Here is a 15885-nt window from a genome sequence, read left to right as displayed (position 1 = left end):
GAGCGCCGGGCTTTTTATATGAAATGCGATCCAAATGTGGGAGCGGGCTTGCTCGCGAAAGCGGTGTGTCAGTCACCAGATGCATCAACTGAAAGACAGCTTTCGCGAGCAAGCCCGCTCCCACATTTGATATGCGTTGTACTTAAGAGGCTTTCACCAGCTTCACCGCCAGCACATCGCACGGGGCACCGTGCAGTACATCGTTGGCAGTGGAGCCCAGCAACAAGGCCAAGCCGTGGCGGCCATGGCTGCCAACCACGATCAGGTCGCAGTTTTGCTCCTTGGCCAGGTGATGGATTTCCTGGCGCGGCTGGCCGTAGGTGAGGTGAGAATTTTCCTTCGTCACTTCAGGGTATTTAAGGATCAATCGATCAAGGCGCTCTTTGGCCTGATCAAACTGTTGTTGCTGCAACTGGGAGAGATCCATAGGCACGTCGCCACCAAACGCCATGGCCATAGGCTCGACGATATGCACCAACGACAGTTTTGCGTTGCTGGCGACTGCAAAGGCCCGTGCGCGCTTGATCACTGGATCGCACTCTTCGGTCAGGTCCACGGCGACCAGAATATGTTCGTATGACATGGGGCGTTCCTCCAGGGGACTGCAATAAGTTCAGTATGGCTGGTTTCAAGCGGATGGGGTTGCGTCAGGTCAAATCCGCTCATCAAGAATTCGGGAGTACACATATGACGGTCTGGATAGTGGTGTCAATCCTTGTGGTGGTCTTGAGCCCTCTGGCATGGCTGCGTCCCTCGCGCCACCAGAGCGGACGCATGGCCCTGCGCATGGAGGCGCGCCGCATCGGCCTGGCCATGCAACTGGCGCCCCAGGAGTGGCCGCACTGGCTCAAGCAGGAGCCGCCAAGCCCCTGTGCGCAGTATTGCCGGCCACGGCGGGGCAATACGCCTCAATGCTGGAGTTATTGGCAGTTGGAGCCGGGAATCTGGGTCAATCAATGGCAGGAAATCTGCGTTGATGAAAAGTTGTTGCCACATTTTGCGACGCTGCCGGCCAACGTCTATAAGGTCGAAGCAGACAAGCAAATGATCGCCTTGTATTGGGGCGAGAAGGGCGAGGCGAGTGTTTTGCAAGACATTGCGTCCTTGCTCAAGGCTCTGGCCTGATTCGCGCCCACAGAAAGCCAGGCAATAAAAAGCCCGACATAATCATCGGGCTGGAGTTGGCCAGGCAGGCCGGTAATCGATTTTCCCTACGCTGGGTATTCATCCAAGCGCTTATACGATCCTGTTACGGTTGCCGCTAGCCTAGTCGGATATCCCTGGCTGTACAGGTTTTTGCGAGAATTTTCCTACTATTGATTTGGTGAATGCTTAAACATTGGTGAGCCGCTGATGTATAGCGCGGGTTCTGAAATGACTGAAAAGTCGCGTTTTGCCTGCTCTTTCGGGCGATTGACAATTGCCCGAATTTGGATGAAGGTGGCGTACCCAAATCAAACGGGCGTATGAATTGAGCGTTTGTATTTCAGACCGCTCTTACAGAATCCCGACTATCGCGTTGACGGGTGTGCCTGGCGGATTGGCGTAGCATCGACGGTAACGTCCCTGCTGAACCTGCGGCCAGCGTCCAACGTGTACTGTTCAGCTTCCATATCGTGGAGATCAGTTGATGATTTACGAAGGTAAAGCCATCACGGTTAAGGCTCTTGAAAGTGGCATCGTCGAATTGAAATTCGATCTCAAGGGTGAGTCCGTCAACAAGTTCAACCGTCTAACCCTGAACGAATTGCGTCAGGCCGTAGACACCATCAAAGCTGATGCATCGGTCAAGGGCGTGATCGTCTCCAGCGGCAAAGACGTGTTCATCGTCGGCGCTGACATCACCGAATTCGTCGACAACTTCAAGCTGCCCGATGCCGAGCTTGTGGCTGGCAACCTCGAAGCCAACAAGATTTTCAGCGATTTCGAAGACCTCAACGTGCCGACCGTTGCCGCGATCAATGGCATTGCCCTGGGCGGCGGTCTGGAAATGTGCCTGGCCGCGGACTTCCGCGTCATGTCCGCTACCGCGAAGATCGGCCTGCCGGAAGTCAAGCTGGGCATCTACCCAGGCTTCGGCGGTACCGTGCGCCTGCCGCGCATCATCGGTGCCGACAACGCCATCGAGTGGATTGCCGCGGGCAAGGAAAACCGTGCTGAAGACGCGCTGAAAGTCGGCGCTGTCGATGCCGTGGTTGCTCCCGACAAGCTGGCAGAAGCCGCACTGAGCCTGATCAAAGGCGCCATCAGTGGCGAATTCGATTACAAGGCCAAGCGTCAGCCAAAACTGGAAAAACTCAAGCTCAACGCCATCGAACAGATGATGTCGTTCGAAACCGCCAAAGGTTTCGTGGCAGGCCAAGCCGGCCCGAACTACCCGGCGCCGGTTGAAGCGATCAAGACTATCCAGAAAGCTGCGAACTTCGGTCGCGACAAGGCTCTGGAAATCGAAGCGGCTGGCTTCGTCAAACTGGCCAAGACCTCGGCAGCGCAGAGCTTGATCGGTCTGTTCCTGAACGATCAGGAACTGAAGAAAAAGGCTAAGGCCTACGACGAAATCGCCCGTGACGTGAAACAGGCTGCCGTACTCGGCGCAGGTATCATGGGCGGCGGTATCGCCTATCAGTCGGCGTCCAAAGGCACGCCGATCCTGATGAAAGACATCAACGAGCACGGGATCGAGCAGGGTCTGGCAGAAGCCGCGAAACTGCTGGTGGGCCGCGTTGATAAAGGCCGCATGACTGCTGCGAAAATGGCTGAAGTGCTTAACGGCATTCGTCCTACGCTGTCCTACGGTGATTTCGGCCACGTCGACCTGGTGGTCGAAGCGGTTGTCGAGAACCCGAAGGTCAAGCAGGCGGTACTGGCTGAAGTTGAGGCTCAGGTCAAAGAAGATACGATCCTGGCTTCGAACACCTCGACCATTTCCATCACCTTGCTGGCGAAAGCCCTCAAACGTCCGGAAAACTTCGTCGGCATGCACTTCTTCAACCCGGTGCACATGATGCCGCTGGTAGAAGTGATCCGTGGCGAGAAGTCCAGCGAACTGGCAGTGGCGACCACCGTTGCCTACGCCAAGAAAATGGGCAAGAACCCGATCGTCGTTAATGACTGCCCGGGCTTCCTGGTCAACCGCGTTCTGTTCCCGTACTTCGGCGGTTTCGCCAAGCTGGTCAGTGCAGGTGTGGACTTCGTCCGTATCGACAAGGTCATGGAAAAGTTCGGCTGGCCAATGGGCCCGGCGTACCTGATGGACGTGGTCGGCATCGACACCGGTCACCACGGTCGCGACGTCATGGCTGAAGGCTTCCCGGACCGCATGAAAGATGACCGCCGTTCGGCGATCGACGCACTCTACGAAGCCAAGCGCTTGGGCCAGAAGAATGGCAAAGGTTTCTACGCCTACGAGACCGACAAGAAGGGCAAGCAGAAGAAAGTTGCCGATCCATCGGTGCTGGAAGTGCTCAAGCCGATTGTCTACGAACAGCGTGAAGTGTCCGACGAGGACATCATTAACTGGATGATGATCGCGTTGTGCCTGGAAACCGTGCGTTGCCTGGAAGACGGCATCGTTGAAACCGCAGCCGAAGCCGACATGGGCCTGGTCTACGGTATTGGTTTCCCTCCGTTCCGTGGTGGTGCGCTGCGTTACATCGATTCGATCGGTGTAGCCGAGTTCGTTGCCCTGGCTGATCAATACGCTGATTTGGGCCCGCTGTACCACCCGACTGCGAAGCTGCGTGAGATGGCCAAAAACGGCCAGAGCTTCTTCGGTTAAGTGCCCAGACGACTAGAGCGAGAATATTTATGAGCTTGAATCCAAGAGACGTCGTGATTGTCGACTTCGGTCGTACTCCGATGGGCCGCTCCAAGGGCGGCATGCACCGCAACACCCGCGCCGAAGACATGTCGGCGCACCTGATCAGCAAGTTGCTTGAGCGCAACGTCAAAGTCGACCCTAACGAAGTCGAAGACGTGATCTGGGGCTGCGTGAACCAAACCCTGGAGCAGGGCTGGAACATCGCGCGTATGGCCTCCTTGATGACACAGATCCCGCACACCGCTGCCGGCCAGACCGTCAGCCGCCTGTGTGGTTCGTCCATGAGCGCGCTGCACACCGCCGCACAAGCGATCATGACCGGCAACGGTGATGTATTCGTGGTCGGCGGCGTGGAGCACATGGGCCACGTCAGCATGATGCACGGCGTTGATCCGAACCCGCACATGTCCCTGTACGCGGCGAAAGCCTCGGGCATGATGGGCCTGACCGCAGAAATGCTCGGCAAGATGCACGGCATTACCCGTGAAGCCCAGGACGCGTTTGGCCTGCGCTCCCACCAGCTCGCCCACAAGGCGACCCTGGAAGGCAAGTTCAAGGATGAAATCATCCCGATGAACGGCTACGACGAGAACGGTTTCCTGAAACTGTTCGACTATGACGAAACCATTCGTCCGGATACCACCCTGGAAAGCCTGGCGGCGCTCAAGCCTGCCTTCAATCCAAAGGGCGGCACTGTGACAGCCGGTACTTCGTCGCAGATCACCGACGGTGCCTCGTGCATGATCGTGATGTCGGCCCAGCGTGCCCAGGACCTGGGTATCCAGCCAATGGCGGTGATTCGTTCGATGGCAGTGGCGGGTGTGGATCCGGCAATCATGGGCTATGGTCCAGTACCGGCCACACAAAAAGCATTGAAGCGCGCAGGCCTGACCATCTCCGATATCGACTTCTTCGAGCTCAACGAAGCTTTCGCCGCACAGGCCTTGCCAGTGCTGAAAGATTTGAAAGTACTCGACAAGATGAACGAGAAGGTTAACCTGCACGGCGGCGCGATTGCCCTGGGTCACCCGTTCGGGTGTTCCGGTGCACGTATCTCCGGCACGTTGCTTAACGTGATGAAGCAAAATGGCGGCAACCTTGGGGTTGCTACCATGTGCATTGGTCTCGGCCAAGGCATCTCCACCGTCTTCGAACGCATCTAAGCGTTCGGTTGACGGAAGCCGGGGCCCAGTGCCCCGGTTTTTGTTTTTTGGAAGGTTTTGTAATTTTTTTTTAACAATTTTTGTGAGAGGGCCAGAGCATGAAAGTCGAACCAGGGCTCTACCAACATTATAAAGGTCCGCAGTACCGTGTTTTTAATGTGGCACGGCACTCGGAAACCGAAGAAGAAGTAGTGTTCTACCAAGCACTGTATGGCGATTACGGCTTTTGGGTGCGTCCCTTGAGCATGTTCCTGGAGACTGTCGAGGTTGACGGCGAACAGGTCCCGCGCTTTGCTTTGATCCAGGTCGAACCCAGCCTTTTTTCAGCGCAATAAAGGCAGGCCGCGCAGAATGCTGCGCTTGACCTCACCTTGTTGCCACTATATATAGCGTTGCCGCGTCAGGCGCCAACCGCCTTTCACTTCTCGAATTCAGGAATTTTCCGATCCATGGGCAAATCGCTGGTCATTGTGGAATCCCCGGCTAAGGCCAAGACCATCAACAAGTACTTGGGTAACGAGTACGTGGTGAAGTCGAGTATCGGCCATATCCGAGACCTGCCCACCAGCGGTTCGGCTAGCGCCAGCAAGGAGCCAGCCGCCAAGCGCGGCAAGGCGGCTGCGGGCGAAGGTCCGGTGCTCACGCCTAAAGAGAAAGCGCGCAAGCAGCTGGTCTCGCGCATGGGTGTCGATCCCGATCATGGCTGGAAAGCCAAGTACGAGATCCTCCCAGGCAAGGAAAAGGTCATCGAAGAGCTGCGCCGGCTCGCCAAAGATGCTGACACCATCTATCTCGCAACCGACTTGGACCGCGAAGGGGAAGCCATTGCCTGGCACCTGCGGGAAGCCATCGGTGGTGACGACAGCCGCTATAAGCGCGTGGTGTTCAACGAAATTACCAAGAAGGCGATCCAGGAAGCCTTCTCCAAGCCGGGCGAACTGGACATCGACCGCGTCAATGCCCAGCAGGCCCGTCGTTTCCTCGACCGCGTCGTGGGCTACATGGTCTCGCCGTTGCTATGGGCGAAGATCGCCCGTGGCCTGTCTGCCGGTCGTGTGCAATCGGTTGCCGTGAAGCTGGTGGTGGAGCGTGAGCGCGAGATTCGTGCGTTCAACCCCGAAGAGTACTGGGAAGTCCATGCTGACCTCGGCACTGCCAAAGGCGCGAACGTGCGCTTTGAAGTGGCCCGCGAGAAAGGCGAGGCGTTCAAGCCACTCAACGAAGCCCAGGCCATGGCCGCGCTGGAGAAGCTCAAGTCTTCCAGCTACAGCATCGTCAAGCGTGAAGACAAGCCTACCAGCAGTAAGGCGTCGGCACCGTTCATCACATCCACCCTGCAACAGGCCGCGAGTAACCGCCTGGGCTTCGGGGTGAAGAAGACCATGATGATGGCCCAGCGTCTGTATGAAGCGGGCTACATCACGTATATGCGTACCGACTCCACCAACCTGTCGTTGGATGCGGTCGCGATGGCGCGTACCTATATTGAAGGTGAGTTCGGCAAGAAGTACCTGCCGGAAAAACCTAACGTCTACAGCAGCAAGGAAGGTGCACAAGAGGCTCACGAAGCGATTCGTCCTTCTGATGCCAACACCGAGCCAAGTAAGTTGACCGGCATGGAGCGCGACGCTGAGCGCCTTTACGAGCTGATCTGGCGCCAGTTCCTCGCCTGCCAGATGCTGCCGGCGCAATACCTGTCGACCACCGTCAGTGTCGGTGCCGGGGACTTCGAGTTGCGGGCCAAGGGTCGTATCCTCAAGTTCGACGGCTACACCCGTGTCATGCCGCAAATTGCCAAGCCGGGCGACGACGATGTGCTGCCGGATATGGCCCAGGGCGACGTGATGAAGCTGATCAAGCTTGATCCGAGCCAGCACTTCACCAAGCCGCCGGCCCGTTATTCAGAAGCCAGCCTGGTCAAGGAGATGGAGAAACGCGGTATCGGTCGTCCTTCGACCTACGCGGCGATTATTTCCACCATCCAGGACCGTGGTTACGTTGCACTGCATAACCGTCGTTTCTACTCGGAAAAGATGGGCGATATCGTCACCGAGCGTTTATCGGAGAGCTTCTCCAACCTGATGGACTACGGCTTCACCGCCGGCATGGAAGAGAACCTCGATGATGTGGCCCAGGGCGAGCGCGACTGGAAAAATGTGCTCGACGAGTTCTATGGCGACTTCAAGAAAAAACTCGAAGTAGCCGAAAGCGCCGAGAACGGCATGCGCGCCAATCAGCCGGTGATGACGGATATTCCGTGCCTCACCTGCGGGCGACCAATGCAGATTCGAACAGCGTCCACCGGTGTGTTCCTCGGTTGTTCGGGCTATAGCCTGCCGCCGAAAGAGCGCTGCAAGGCGACCGTCAACCTGGTACCAGGCGATGAAATCGCTGCCGATGACGAGGGTGAGTCCGAGTCGCTGGTACTGCGTGGCAAGCATCGCTGCCCAATCTGCAGCACGGCGATGGACGCCTACCTGCTGGATGAGAAGCACAAGCTGCACATCTGCGGTAACAACCCGGATTGCAACGGCTACGAGATCGAGGAAGGCACTTACCGCATCAAGGGCTACGAAGGTCCGAGCCTGGAGTGTGACAAGTGTGGCAGTGAGATGCAGCTCAAGACTGGCCGCTTCGGCAAGTTCTTCGGGTGCACCAACCCTACCTGCAAGAACACCCGCAAACTGCTGAAAAGCGGTGACGCGGCACCGCCGAAAATGGACCCGGTGAAGATGCCTGAACTCAAGTGCGAGAAGGTCAACGACACCTACATCCTACGTGACGGCGCTTCGGGCCTGTTCCTGGCCGCCAGCCAATTTCCGAAAAACCGTGAGACCCGTGCGCCACTGGTGATCGAGATCGTGCCCCACAAGGACGAAATCGATCCGAAGTACCACTTCCTCTGCGAAGCACCGAAGAAAGATCCGGATGGTCGCCCGGCTGTGATCCGCTACAGCCGCAAGACCAAGGAGCAGTACGTGCAGACCGAGGTCGAGGGCAAGCCTACTGGTTGGAAGGCGTTCTACGACGGTGGCAAGTGGAAGGTCGAGGACAAGCGCCAAGGCGCTTGATCCTGTTACCCGTTTGACCGAAAGGCCGCCTTCACAGGCGGCCTTTTTTTGGGCTTGCAGTGGGCTTGGCCGATCCATGACACTGCTAAGCTAAACGAGCATCGCGCCCTATGTTGTTGTGGAGACTGCCGTCATGGCTAACGAACTCTATACTCGTACCAATCAGAAAATTTACTTCGCGGGTTTGTCCCTGGAAGCCCTTGGTCGCGCCGAGGAGGGAAAGGAGATGAACGCTATCGCGCTGGTGCAGGCCGGGCGTGAGTCGGCGCTGTTCCACCTCTACGGCGCTTTGTTGGGGTTGTGCCATGAGATCGCCGGGTTCTATCGCCTGCCTCAAGCGGGCGCGCCACGGGCCGAAATGATCCTGACGCGTGAGGTGTCGGAATCCATCGCTATCCCGGAATTGGCCGAGCTGGTGGAAATGACGCAGAGCCCGGACAGTTGGTTGGCACGCTTGCTGGTAGCTCATTCGGCGATGTTCCAGCCACCACGAGTGCCACACAAGCCCAAGGGCGATGTGACCCAGCCGCTGATCGTGGCGGTGAGCCTGGAAGAAGAGGGGCCGGAGCCGTTGAGTCGGGAAGAGCTTGAGAGTTGGCGGCAGGAGCTCAAGAAGCTGGCGATTCGGTTTCGTGATGGGTTGAGTGAGTGCTGATAAGTGAACTAATGATCGTTTCCGCACAGAGCATGGGAACGATCAATCTGGTTGCACCATTCATCAAATCGTAAAGAAAGCGGCCCAGATCCCGAGCGAGGCCAAGTGGATGACTGATATAATCTCGGCCTTTCGTGGAGAACAGACTTTTATGCCAACGTCCTTTCTGGAAATTGTTGAACTGCCCGACGGCCGAATTGAGCTGCGCAGGGCTGAGGACGAGGGTTCTCTGGTGATTCTGGACTTTTCCGAGGACGCCAAGGCGTTCCTGCAAGGCCAGCATGTAGAAGTGGCAAAAGCCATGTTGAGCGTCGGCGTGCAGATGGCGGGACGCCTGGCTGAAGGCGAGCCGGAGAAAGACGACGGCCCACGGATTCTTCACTGAGTCCGTTTGTCGGTTTTTTGCGAGTTTGAAGTTACAGATCGGCTTCTCAATCCTGGAGAAGCCTCGCGTCTATTGCAGGCTCTGACGATAAGCCAGATAACTGCAAGTCGGACGATTTTTCATTACATCCTGGTAACGCTTTCCGCGTTGGCCCAGGAATTATCCCAATCGAATGTTCAGGCTCTGTGCGTCGCCATCCCGCGCCGCGCTGATCAACTGCTGTCTGGCCGTTGTACTCAGCGGGTTCAGCCAGCTGACTACTGTATGGCTACGGCCCAGGCGCAAGGCTTCGCAGGTCAACTGTTGGGCGCTCTGTGTGCCACGGGGTTGCAGCAACAGAATGCGCTCGCGATTCAGGCCCGCATCCCGTAACCAGGCCTGGGTCAGGCTGGAAGGCGGGGCGATCAGTGTCAGCCAGCGTGCATCCTGTTCTTCGCTCAGTTCGCGAAGAATGGGGGCCAGCAGGTTCAGGCAGTTCCCGGCGGCACCGCGCAACGACAGTTCACTGAACGTCTCGGGTTCGGCGCTCCAGGGCGCCTCGACCGACTCCTTGAGGATTGGCGCAAGGGGTTGCGCCATCATGAAGGCTTCAAACAGCGGAAGCTGAGTGTGTTGTGGTGTGTGTGGAAACTGCATGATGCCTCCGTTAGCGGCGAATAACGCCGACGCTCAAGCCTTCAATCACCAGATCCTGATCCTTCAGGTTGACTTCAATGGGTGCGAACTCGGGGTTTTCGGCCAGGAGCCAGACCTTGCTGCCTTCGCGCTTGAAGCGCTTGACCGTCACCTCGTCGCCGATACGGGCAACGACGATCTGGCCGTTGCGGGCTTCGCGGGTGGTATGGACGGCCAGCAGGTCGCCATCGAAAATGCCGACGTCCTTCATGCTCATGCCATGAACCCGTAGCAGGTAGTCGGCGCGGGGATGGAAGAAGGTCGGGTTGATGTTGCAGGACTCCTCGACGTGCTGCTGCGCCAGGATTGGCGCACCGGCAGCGACACGGCCGATGATCGGCAGGGTCGACTCGTCGGCCTTGGCCTCGAAGCCAGGGATACGAATGCCCCGTGAAGCGCCTGGGGTCATCTCGATCGCACCTTTGCGGGCGAGAGCCTTGAGGTGTTCCTCGGCAGCGTTGGGCGATTTGAACCCCAGTTCCTGCGCAATTTCTGCCCGAGTTGGCGGGTAGCCATTGTCATCGAGGCAGCGCTTGATGAAGGCGAGAATCTCAGCTTGGCGTGGCGTCAGTTTTAGCATGTTGATCGCTCTGTCTTTTTATACAGTGACTGGGATTATATACAGTGGACTGCGCTTGGCAATCATCGTTTTTACTCACTCCGCTGGACGGTCATCCGTCACCTGTCCTACATGACCGGGACAGCGCTGCCTACAGACCTTCGTGGATGTGATTAAATAGCGATGAAAGAGATGACTGCCCGGCCGGAAACGGACCTGCAGGCTTGACAAGACACAAAGTGAAACGTATGTTTCAAACAAGTGTTTGTCAGGCGGAGTAGCCATGGCCCAGTCGGAAACCGTTGAACGCATTCTCGATGCTGCCGAGCAGTTGTTCGCGGAAAAAGGATTTGCTGAAACTTCATTGCGGCTGATCACCAGCAAGGCCGGGGTCAACCTGGCGGCAGTGAACTATCATTTCGGCTCGAAAAAGGCCCTGATCCAGGCAGTGTTCTCGCGCTTCCTGGGGCCGTTCTGCATCAGCCTTGATCGCGAACTGGAGCGCCGCCAGGCCAAGCCTGAGAACAAGCCGAGCCTGGAAGATTTGTTGGAAATCCTGGTCGAACAAGCGTTGGTGGTCCAGCCGCGCAGTGGCAACGACCTGTCAATCTTCATGCGTTTGTTGGGCCTGGCATTCAGCCAGAGCCAGGGGCACTTGCGGCGCTACCTGGAAGACATGTATGGCAAGGTGTTCCGCCGCTATATGTTGCTGGTTAACGAAGCAGCGCCACGTATTCCCCCTATCGAATTGTTCTGGCGCGTGCATTTCATGCTCGGCGCTGCGGCGTTCAGCATGTCCGGGATCAAGGCCCTGCGAGCGATCGCCGAGACTGATTTTGGCGTCAATACCTCCATTGAGCAGGTGATGCGCCTGATGGTGCCGTTCCTGGCTGCTGGTATGCGGGCCGAGACCGGCGTTACCGACCAGACCATGGCCGCTGCCCAGTTGCGCCCGCGCAGCAAGTCCGTACCGGCTGCCGCCAAGGTTTGACCGCTTGCGGGTGGGCGTGGCCGCTGGCATCCGCTAAGCTAGCCGTCCATGCCGATTTCAGATGTTTATCCACAACCCGTTGCTCACGCTGAGCGTCCATTGCCAGGTCTGATCCGGCGATGCGACCTCGCGCGGGCTTCGGGTTGTGCGCTATTTAAGGAAGGTTTATGACTGCGGCCCTGCAAGGCTCATTGATGGTGGACGTTGCCGGTACCTGGCTGACGGCTGAAGATCGCCACTTGTTGCGTCAGCCCGAGGTGGGCGGCCTGATTATTTTTGCGCGCAATATCGAGCATCCGCGTCAGGTGCGTGAGTTGAGCGCGGCGATTCGCGCGGTGCGCCCTGATCTGCTGCTGGCAGTTGACCAGGAAGGCGGCCGTGTCCAACGCCTGCGCCAAGGATTTGTGCGGCTGCCGGCGATGCGTGCCTTGGCGGACAATCCCAACGCCGAGTACCTGGCAGAGCAATGCGGCTGGATTATGGCCGCCGAAGTGTTGGCCGTCGGCCTGGACCTGAGCTTTGCCCCGGTACTGGACCTGGATTACCAGCGCAGTGCCGTCGTAGGCAGTCGTTCATTCGAAGGCGACCCTGAGCGTGCCGCCTTGCTGGCGGGTGCTTTTATTCGCGGCATGAACAGCGCAGGCATGGCTGCCACCGGCAAGCATTTCCCTGGCCACGGCTGGGCTGAAGCTGATTCCCACGTCGCCATTCCCAATGATGAGCGCAGCCTGGAGCAGATTCGCGCCAACGACCTGGTGCCTTTCGCACGACTGAGCAAGCAACTGGCGGCAGTAATGCCAGCCCATGTCATTTACCCACAGGTTGATTCGCAGCCGGCCGGTTTCTCCCGTCGCTGGTTGCAGGACATCCTGCGGGGCGAATTGCAATTTGACGGCGTGATTTTCAGCGACGACCTGTCTATGGCGGGCGCTCATGTGGTCGGTGATGCTGCCAGTCGTATTGAAGCCGCGCTGACTGCCGGCTGCGACATGGGCCTGGTGTGCAACGACCGAGCGGCTGCTGAACTGGCCCTGAGCGCCGCCCAGCGTATGAAGGTCACCCCATCGGCGCGCATCGCGCGGATGCGTGGCCAAGCAATCGCCTCTGCCGAGTACAAGCAGAACCCGCGTTGGCTGACGGCGCTTGGTGCGCTGCGGGATGCTCAATTAATCGACTGACAGCTGCGGTGCGCCCTTCGCGAGCAAGCCCGCTCCCACACTTGACCCCGTATACCCTGAAGAAATGCGGTCGAATGTGGGAGCGGGCTTGCTCGCGAAGGCAATCTAACCGTCAGCGCTTTTCCTGTTTGTGAGGCAACGGCGCAAACAACGCCTCAATATCCTCATTGCCCAATTTCCAATCCCCCGTCGTCCGCCCATCCAGAACGCCCGCCGCGAGGTCAGACTTTTCCTTCTGCAAATGCTGGATTTTCTCTTCCACGGTACCCCGGGCAATCATCTTGTAGACGAACACCGGCTTCTCCTGGCCAATGCGATACGCACGGTCGGTCGCCTGGTTTTCGGTGGCCGGGTTCCACCACGGGTCGTAGTGAATCACCGTGTCGGCTTCCGTCAGGTTGAGCCCGACACCGCCTGCCTTGAGGCTGATCAGGAATATCTGCAACTTGCCGCTCTGGAAGTCTTTCACCGGCGTACGCCGATCACGGGTTTGGCCGGTCAACAGCGCGTAGGCAGCGTTGCGCTTCTTCAGTTCTACTTCGATCAGGCTGAGCATTGAAGTGAACTGGGAAAACAGCAGAATCCTGCGTCCTTCGGCAAACAACTCCTCAAGCATTTCCATCAGGCTGTCGAGCTTGCCCGAGCTGCTACCTCGTGTGGGCAGGGTCGCGTCGTTCACCAGGCGCAAATCACAGCACACCTGACGCAACTTGAGCAGCGCTTCCAGGATGATGATCTGGCTGCGGGCCACGCCCTTGAGGGTGATCTCATCGCGGACTTTCTTGTCCATGGCCAGGCGCATGGTTTCATACACGTCGCGCTGGGCCTCGTTGAGGTCGACCCAGTGGATGATTTCGGTCTTGGGCGGTAACTCCGTTGCTACCTGCTCCTTGGTACGGCGCAGCAGGAAGGGTTTGATCCGACCGTTAAGGTGCTGCAATCGCACTTCACTGGCACGCTTTTCGATGGGCACGCGGTAATCACGATTAAAGCTTTTCACGTCCCCCAGCCAACCCGGCAACAGGAAGTGAAACAGCGACCACAGCTCGCCCAAGTGATTTTCCAGCGGCGTACCTGAAAGGCACAGGCGCTGATGGGCATTCAGCTCGCGCGCGGCCTGGGCGGCCTTGCTGGTGGGGTTCTTGATGTACTGGGCTTCGTCGAGGATCAGTACGTGCAAGGGCTGGGCGGCCAGTGGCTCAATGTCCTTGGGCAGCAAGGCATAGGTGGTGAGCAGCAGGTCGTAGTCCTGCAGTTGTGCGAAGTGCTTTTTGCGCCCGGCACCGTACAGCGCCAGCACCTTGAGCTGCGGTGTGAAGTGCGCGGCCTCGTCAAGCCAGTTAGGAATCAGGCTGGTGGGCATCACCACCATGCACGGGCGATCCAGACGCCCGGCGATTTTTTCGCTGAGAATATGCGCCAGGGTTTGTAGGGTTTTTCCCAGGCCCATGTCGTCCGCAAGAATCCCGCCGACTTCCAGTTGCCGCAGCGACTGCATCCAGCTCAAACCTTCCAGCTGGTAGGGGCGCAAGGTCGCATTCAGGCCTTCGGGTGCCGTGGCGGTGAAATCCTTGATGTCCCGCAGGCGCTGGGCGAAGTTGCGGATTTGCTCACCACCTTCCCATTGCAGCGGCAGGTCTTCCAGCGGGTTGAGGCGGATTGCGTCGGCCTTGCTCAGGCGCAATGTGGTGGTGCCAGGCTCTTGCAGGTAGAACTCGCCAAGCGTGGCCAGCACCGGTTTCAGCCGGCCGTAGGGCAGGGCAACTTGCAGAGGTCCGTGGCCGCCGTTGGGCAGGGCCGGGATGTTCACCAGGATCAGTTCGTCATCGCGGCGGCGGGCGAGTTTTTCCGGGTTGAGGATCTCGGTGTGGGAGCGCATCAGGTTCAACAGGATCGGCAGCAGGCTCAGCCGCTCGCCGTTGACGATGATCCCCAGCTCCAGGTCGAACCAGTCGCGCTCCGGAACTTCATCGACGGTGGCGTACCAGTCGTCCACGGCCGTCAGGTCGAAGCCGAAATCTTCATCTATCTGCAATTCCCAGCCTTGGGCGCGTAACCCGGGCGAAGCATTCAGGGTGAAGTTCAGCCAGGCGCTGTCATTGACCATTTCGAACAGTTCGCCAGCACTCTCCGGCAGGGCCTTGCTCTGGCGGGTGGCGATCTTGAAGCCAAGCAAGCGCAGTTGTTCGCGAAACTGTTGTTCCACTTCAGGATGGCGCTTGATCCGCAGGCTTTGCGTTTCCTGGCGGACGATGATGTCGGCATTCTTCTGCCCACTGACGTAGTTGCCTTGATAATTGAACGACAGCGCCGCGCGATGCTGGATATAACGCTGCATCTTGCCGTTGCGGGGTTCGAACGCGCTGAACTCGATACTCGCCAGCCATAGGCGCGGCACCGGCTGCACGTCGTCCAGCACCACTTGGGGCAACACCACACGGTTGTCCAGCACCGCCTGGAGCTTTTCCAGCAGTTCGGCATCTTTGGCGGCTGCCGGGTAGGCCAGGGTTTCCTGAACCTTGAGCAGCACCGCAGCGATGTGTTTGCAATTGGTGTGCACAGGGCAAGTGCAGCGGCTGTCCACCAGAATCAAAGTGCCCTTGGCTGACTCGCGTAACTCGATGGTCTGGCGATAGACATTGCCGCCCGAGCCCTCGCAGCTGGCAATGATCGTGCTGTCGCCGGACTCGACGATCCGCACGCGGTTTTCCAGGGCGTAGCGCCGGCCGCGCTCAAGGCTTTGCTCTTTGAAGCGGTTGGCCCATGAAGGGGCCAGGGGTTTGGTCAACGACGACGTCAGGGGCATGGCGCAGGATCAGTCCTGAAGCTCGGGCGGTGGTGCGCTGGGCGGCTTAGCGGTCAGCGAGGTGATCTTGATCAGCAGGGCCAGGTGGCCGCCGTCCAGGTAGTTGAGCTGGTTATTCTTGGTGCGCACGTCTTTTTGATTGAGGTGTTCACTGGCGATCACGCTGCCATTGCTGTCGAACTGGTTGACCCAGAAGTCTGCATCCATGTCGGTAAAACGGCCCAGTTGCAGGTTCAGGGTGCCCTCAATAGGAAATTGACCGAACTGTTCCTGACCGTCGCTGATGGCCAGCTTGACCGGTTGCTCGCCGAGGCTCTGTTCCCATGCTTTGTGCAGCAACACGGTGTAATTACTGTCAGTGCGGAGCTTGTCGATAATGTTCGTCAGCCGCGGTGGGCTCATTTTATCGGTGCCCAGGCGTGGCGCCCCGGCGGCCCAGTCTTCTGGGGCTGCGCGGCTGTTAATCACCGGTTCCGCATTCTGGCGGATCAGGATCATTTCTACCTGATACAGGCTATCGGCAAACGCCGACGGTGCGACGACCACCAACAACAAGCTCAGAATGCGGAACAGGCGCATGGG

At 58.3% G+C, this 15885-nt stretch carries 14 protein-coding genes; 9 read left to right on the top strand and 5 right to left on the bottom strand.

Annotated elements, in window-relative coordinates; all coding sequences use genetic code 11:
• Positions 1–142: 142 nt before the first annotated feature.
• Positions 143–583 (bottom strand): universal stress protein, encoded by a 441-nt coding sequence (locus tag HKK55_RS16235; RefSeq protein WP_169355615.1) that lies wholly within the window; start codon positions 581–583, stop codon positions 143–145.
• Between the two features lie 104 nt (positions 584–687).
• Here HKK55_RS16235 and HKK55_RS16230 point away from each other — a divergent pair, with 104 nt between their 5' ends.
• The 7 genes from HKK55_RS16230 (at position 688) to HKK55_RS16200 (ending at position 9094) form a co-directional block, all read left to right on the top strand.
• Complete coding sequence (locus HKK55_RS16230; RefSeq protein WP_169355614.1) at positions 688–1125, top strand: hypothetical protein; 438 nt, start codon at positions 688–690, stop codon at positions 1123–1125.
• Between the two features lie 505 nt (positions 1126–1630).
• Positions 1631–3778: a fatty acid oxidation complex subunit alpha FadB gene (fadB, locus tag HKK55_RS16225; RefSeq protein ID WP_169355613.1), complete on the top strand. Its 2148-nt coding sequence runs from the start codon at positions 1631–1633 to the stop codon at positions 3776–3778.
• Positions 3779–3807: 29 nt separating this feature from the next.
• Positions 3808–4983: an acetyl-CoA C-acyltransferase FadA gene (fadA, locus tag HKK55_RS16220; RefSeq protein ID WP_010176360.1), complete on the top strand. Its 1176-nt coding sequence runs from the start codon at positions 3808–3810 to the stop codon at positions 4981–4983.
• 98 nt (positions 4984–5081) lie between these two features.
• Entirely contained in the window at positions 5082–5318 is a 237-nt protein-coding gene (locus HKK55_RS16215) for a DUF1653 domain-containing protein (protein ID WP_010176359.1), read from the top strand.
• Positions 5319–5432: 114 nt separating this feature from the next.
• On the top strand, positions 5433–8054 hold the full coding sequence (topA, locus tag HKK55_RS16210) for a type I DNA topoisomerase (RefSeq protein WP_169355612.1): 2622 nt from the start codon (positions 5433–5435) through the stop codon (positions 8052–8054).
• Positions 8055–8187: 133 nt separating this feature from the next.
• The gene (locus tag HKK55_RS16205) at positions 8188–8709 is read left to right on the top strand and encodes a DUF6586 family protein (RefSeq protein WP_169355611.1); all 522 of its coding nucleotides are present in this window, start codon (positions 8188–8190) and stop codon (positions 8707–8709) included.
• Between the two features lie 151 nt (positions 8710–8860).
• Positions 8861–9094, top strand: coding sequence for a hypothetical protein (locus HKK55_RS16200; RefSeq protein WP_169355610.1), 234 nt, complete (start codon positions 8861–8863; stop codon positions 9092–9094).
• Positions 9095–9253: 159 nt separating this feature from the next.
• Here the strand turns inward: HKK55_RS16200 and sulA are convergent, their stop codons facing one another.
• Positions 9254–9730 carry an SOS-induced cell division inhibitor SulA gene (gene sulA, locus HKK55_RS16195; protein ID WP_169355609.1) on the bottom strand — a complete coding sequence of 159 codons (477 nt, stop codon included), beginning with the start codon at positions 9728–9730 and terminating at the stop codon, positions 9254–9256.
• Between the two features lie 10 nt (positions 9731–9740).
• On the bottom strand, positions 9741–10349 hold the full coding sequence (lexA, locus tag HKK55_RS16190) for a transcriptional repressor LexA (protein ID WP_169355608.1): 609 nt from the start codon (positions 10347–10349) through the stop codon (positions 9741–9743).
• A 262-nt stretch (positions 10350–10611) separates the two neighbouring features.
• Here lexA and HKK55_RS16185 point away from each other — a divergent pair, with 262 nt between their 5' ends.
• Both HKK55_RS16185 and nagZ read left to right on the top strand, forming a co-directional pair.
• Positions 10612–11319 (top strand): TetR/AcrR family transcriptional regulator, encoded by a 708-nt coding sequence (locus tag HKK55_RS16185; RefSeq protein WP_169355607.1) that lies wholly within the window; start codon positions 10612–10614, stop codon positions 11317–11319.
• A 167-nt stretch (positions 11320–11486) separates the two neighbouring features.
• Positions 11487–12497, top strand: a complete 1011-nt coding sequence (gene nagZ, locus HKK55_RS16180; RefSeq protein WP_169355606.1) for a beta-N-acetylhexosaminidase — start codon at positions 11487–11489, stop codon at positions 12495–12497.
• 112 nt (positions 12498–12609) lie between these two features.
• Here nagZ and HKK55_RS16175 read toward each other — a convergent pair whose 3' ends face one another.
• Together HKK55_RS16175 and HKK55_RS16170 are read right to left on the bottom strand one after the other, a co-directional pair.
• Positions 12610–15303, bottom strand: a complete 2694-nt coding sequence (locus HKK55_RS16175; RefSeq protein WP_169355605.1) for a DEAD/DEAH box helicase — start codon at positions 15301–15303, stop codon at positions 12610–12612.
• 9 nt (positions 15304–15312) lie between these two features.
• On the bottom strand, positions 15313–15882 hold the full coding sequence (locus tag HKK55_RS16170; RefSeq protein ID WP_169355604.1) for a CsiV family protein: 570 nt from the start codon (positions 15880–15882) through the stop codon (positions 15313–15315).
• Between the last annotated feature and the right edge of the window lie 3 nt (positions 15883–15885).

The organism is Pseudomonas sp. ADAK18 (assembly GCF_012935695.1).
GTDB lineage: Bacteria > Pseudomonadota > Gammaproteobacteria > Pseudomonadales > Pseudomonadaceae > Aquipseudomonas.
Note: the sequence above shows the minus strand (reverse complement) of the source record. Positions and strands in the feature narration are given on the sequence as shown.

Bases quoted from the DNA above. Each gene is read 5' to 3' on its own strand.
- HKK55_RS16235 (WP_169355615.1), bottom strand. From the start codon at position 583: ATGTCATACGAACATATTCTGGTCGCCGTGGACCTGACCGAAGAGTGC.
- HKK55_RS16230 (WP_169355614.1), top strand. From the start codon at position 688: ATGACGGTCTGGATAGTGGTGTCAATCCTTGTGGTGGTCTTGAGCCCT.
- fadB (WP_169355613.1), top strand. From the start codon at position 1,631: ATGATTTACGAAGGTAAAGCCATCACGGTTAAGGCTCTTGAAAGTGGC.
- fadA (WP_010176360.1), top strand. From the start codon at position 3,808: ATGAGCTTGAATCCAAGAGACGTCGTGATTGTCGACTTCGGTCGTACT.
- HKK55_RS16215 (WP_010176359.1), top strand. From the start codon at position 5,082: ATGAAAGTCGAACCAGGGCTCTACCAACATTATAAAGGTCCGCAGTAC.
- topA (WP_169355612.1), top strand. From the start codon at position 5,433: ATGGGCAAATCGCTGGTCATTGTGGAATCCCCGGCTAAGGCCAAGACC.
- HKK55_RS16205 (WP_169355611.1), top strand. From the start codon at position 8,188: ATGGCTAACGAACTCTATACTCGTACCAATCAGAAAATTTACTTCGCG.
- HKK55_RS16200 (WP_169355610.1), top strand. From the start codon at position 8,861: ATGCCAACGTCCTTTCTGGAAATTGTTGAACTGCCCGACGGCCGAATT.
- sulA (WP_169355609.1), bottom strand. From the start codon at position 9,730: ATGCAGTTTCCACACACACCACAACACACTCAGCTTCCGCTGTTTGAA.
- lexA (WP_169355608.1), bottom strand. From the start codon at position 10,349: ATGCTAAAACTGACGCCACGCCAAGCTGAGATTCTCGCCTTCATCAAG.
- HKK55_RS16185 (WP_169355607.1), top strand. From the start codon at position 10,612: ATGGCCCAGTCGGAAACCGTTGAACGCATTCTCGATGCTGCCGAGCAG.
- nagZ (WP_169355606.1), top strand. From the start codon at position 11,487: ATGACTGCGGCCCTGCAAGGCTCATTGATGGTGGACGTTGCCGGTACC.
- HKK55_RS16175 (WP_169355605.1), bottom strand. From the start codon at position 15,303: ATGCCCCTGACGTCGTCGTTGACCAAACCCCTGGCCCCTTCATGGGCC.
- HKK55_RS16170 (WP_169355604.1), bottom strand. From the start codon at position 15,882: ATGCGCCTGTTCCGCATTCTGAGCTTGTTGTTGGTGGTCGTCGCACCG.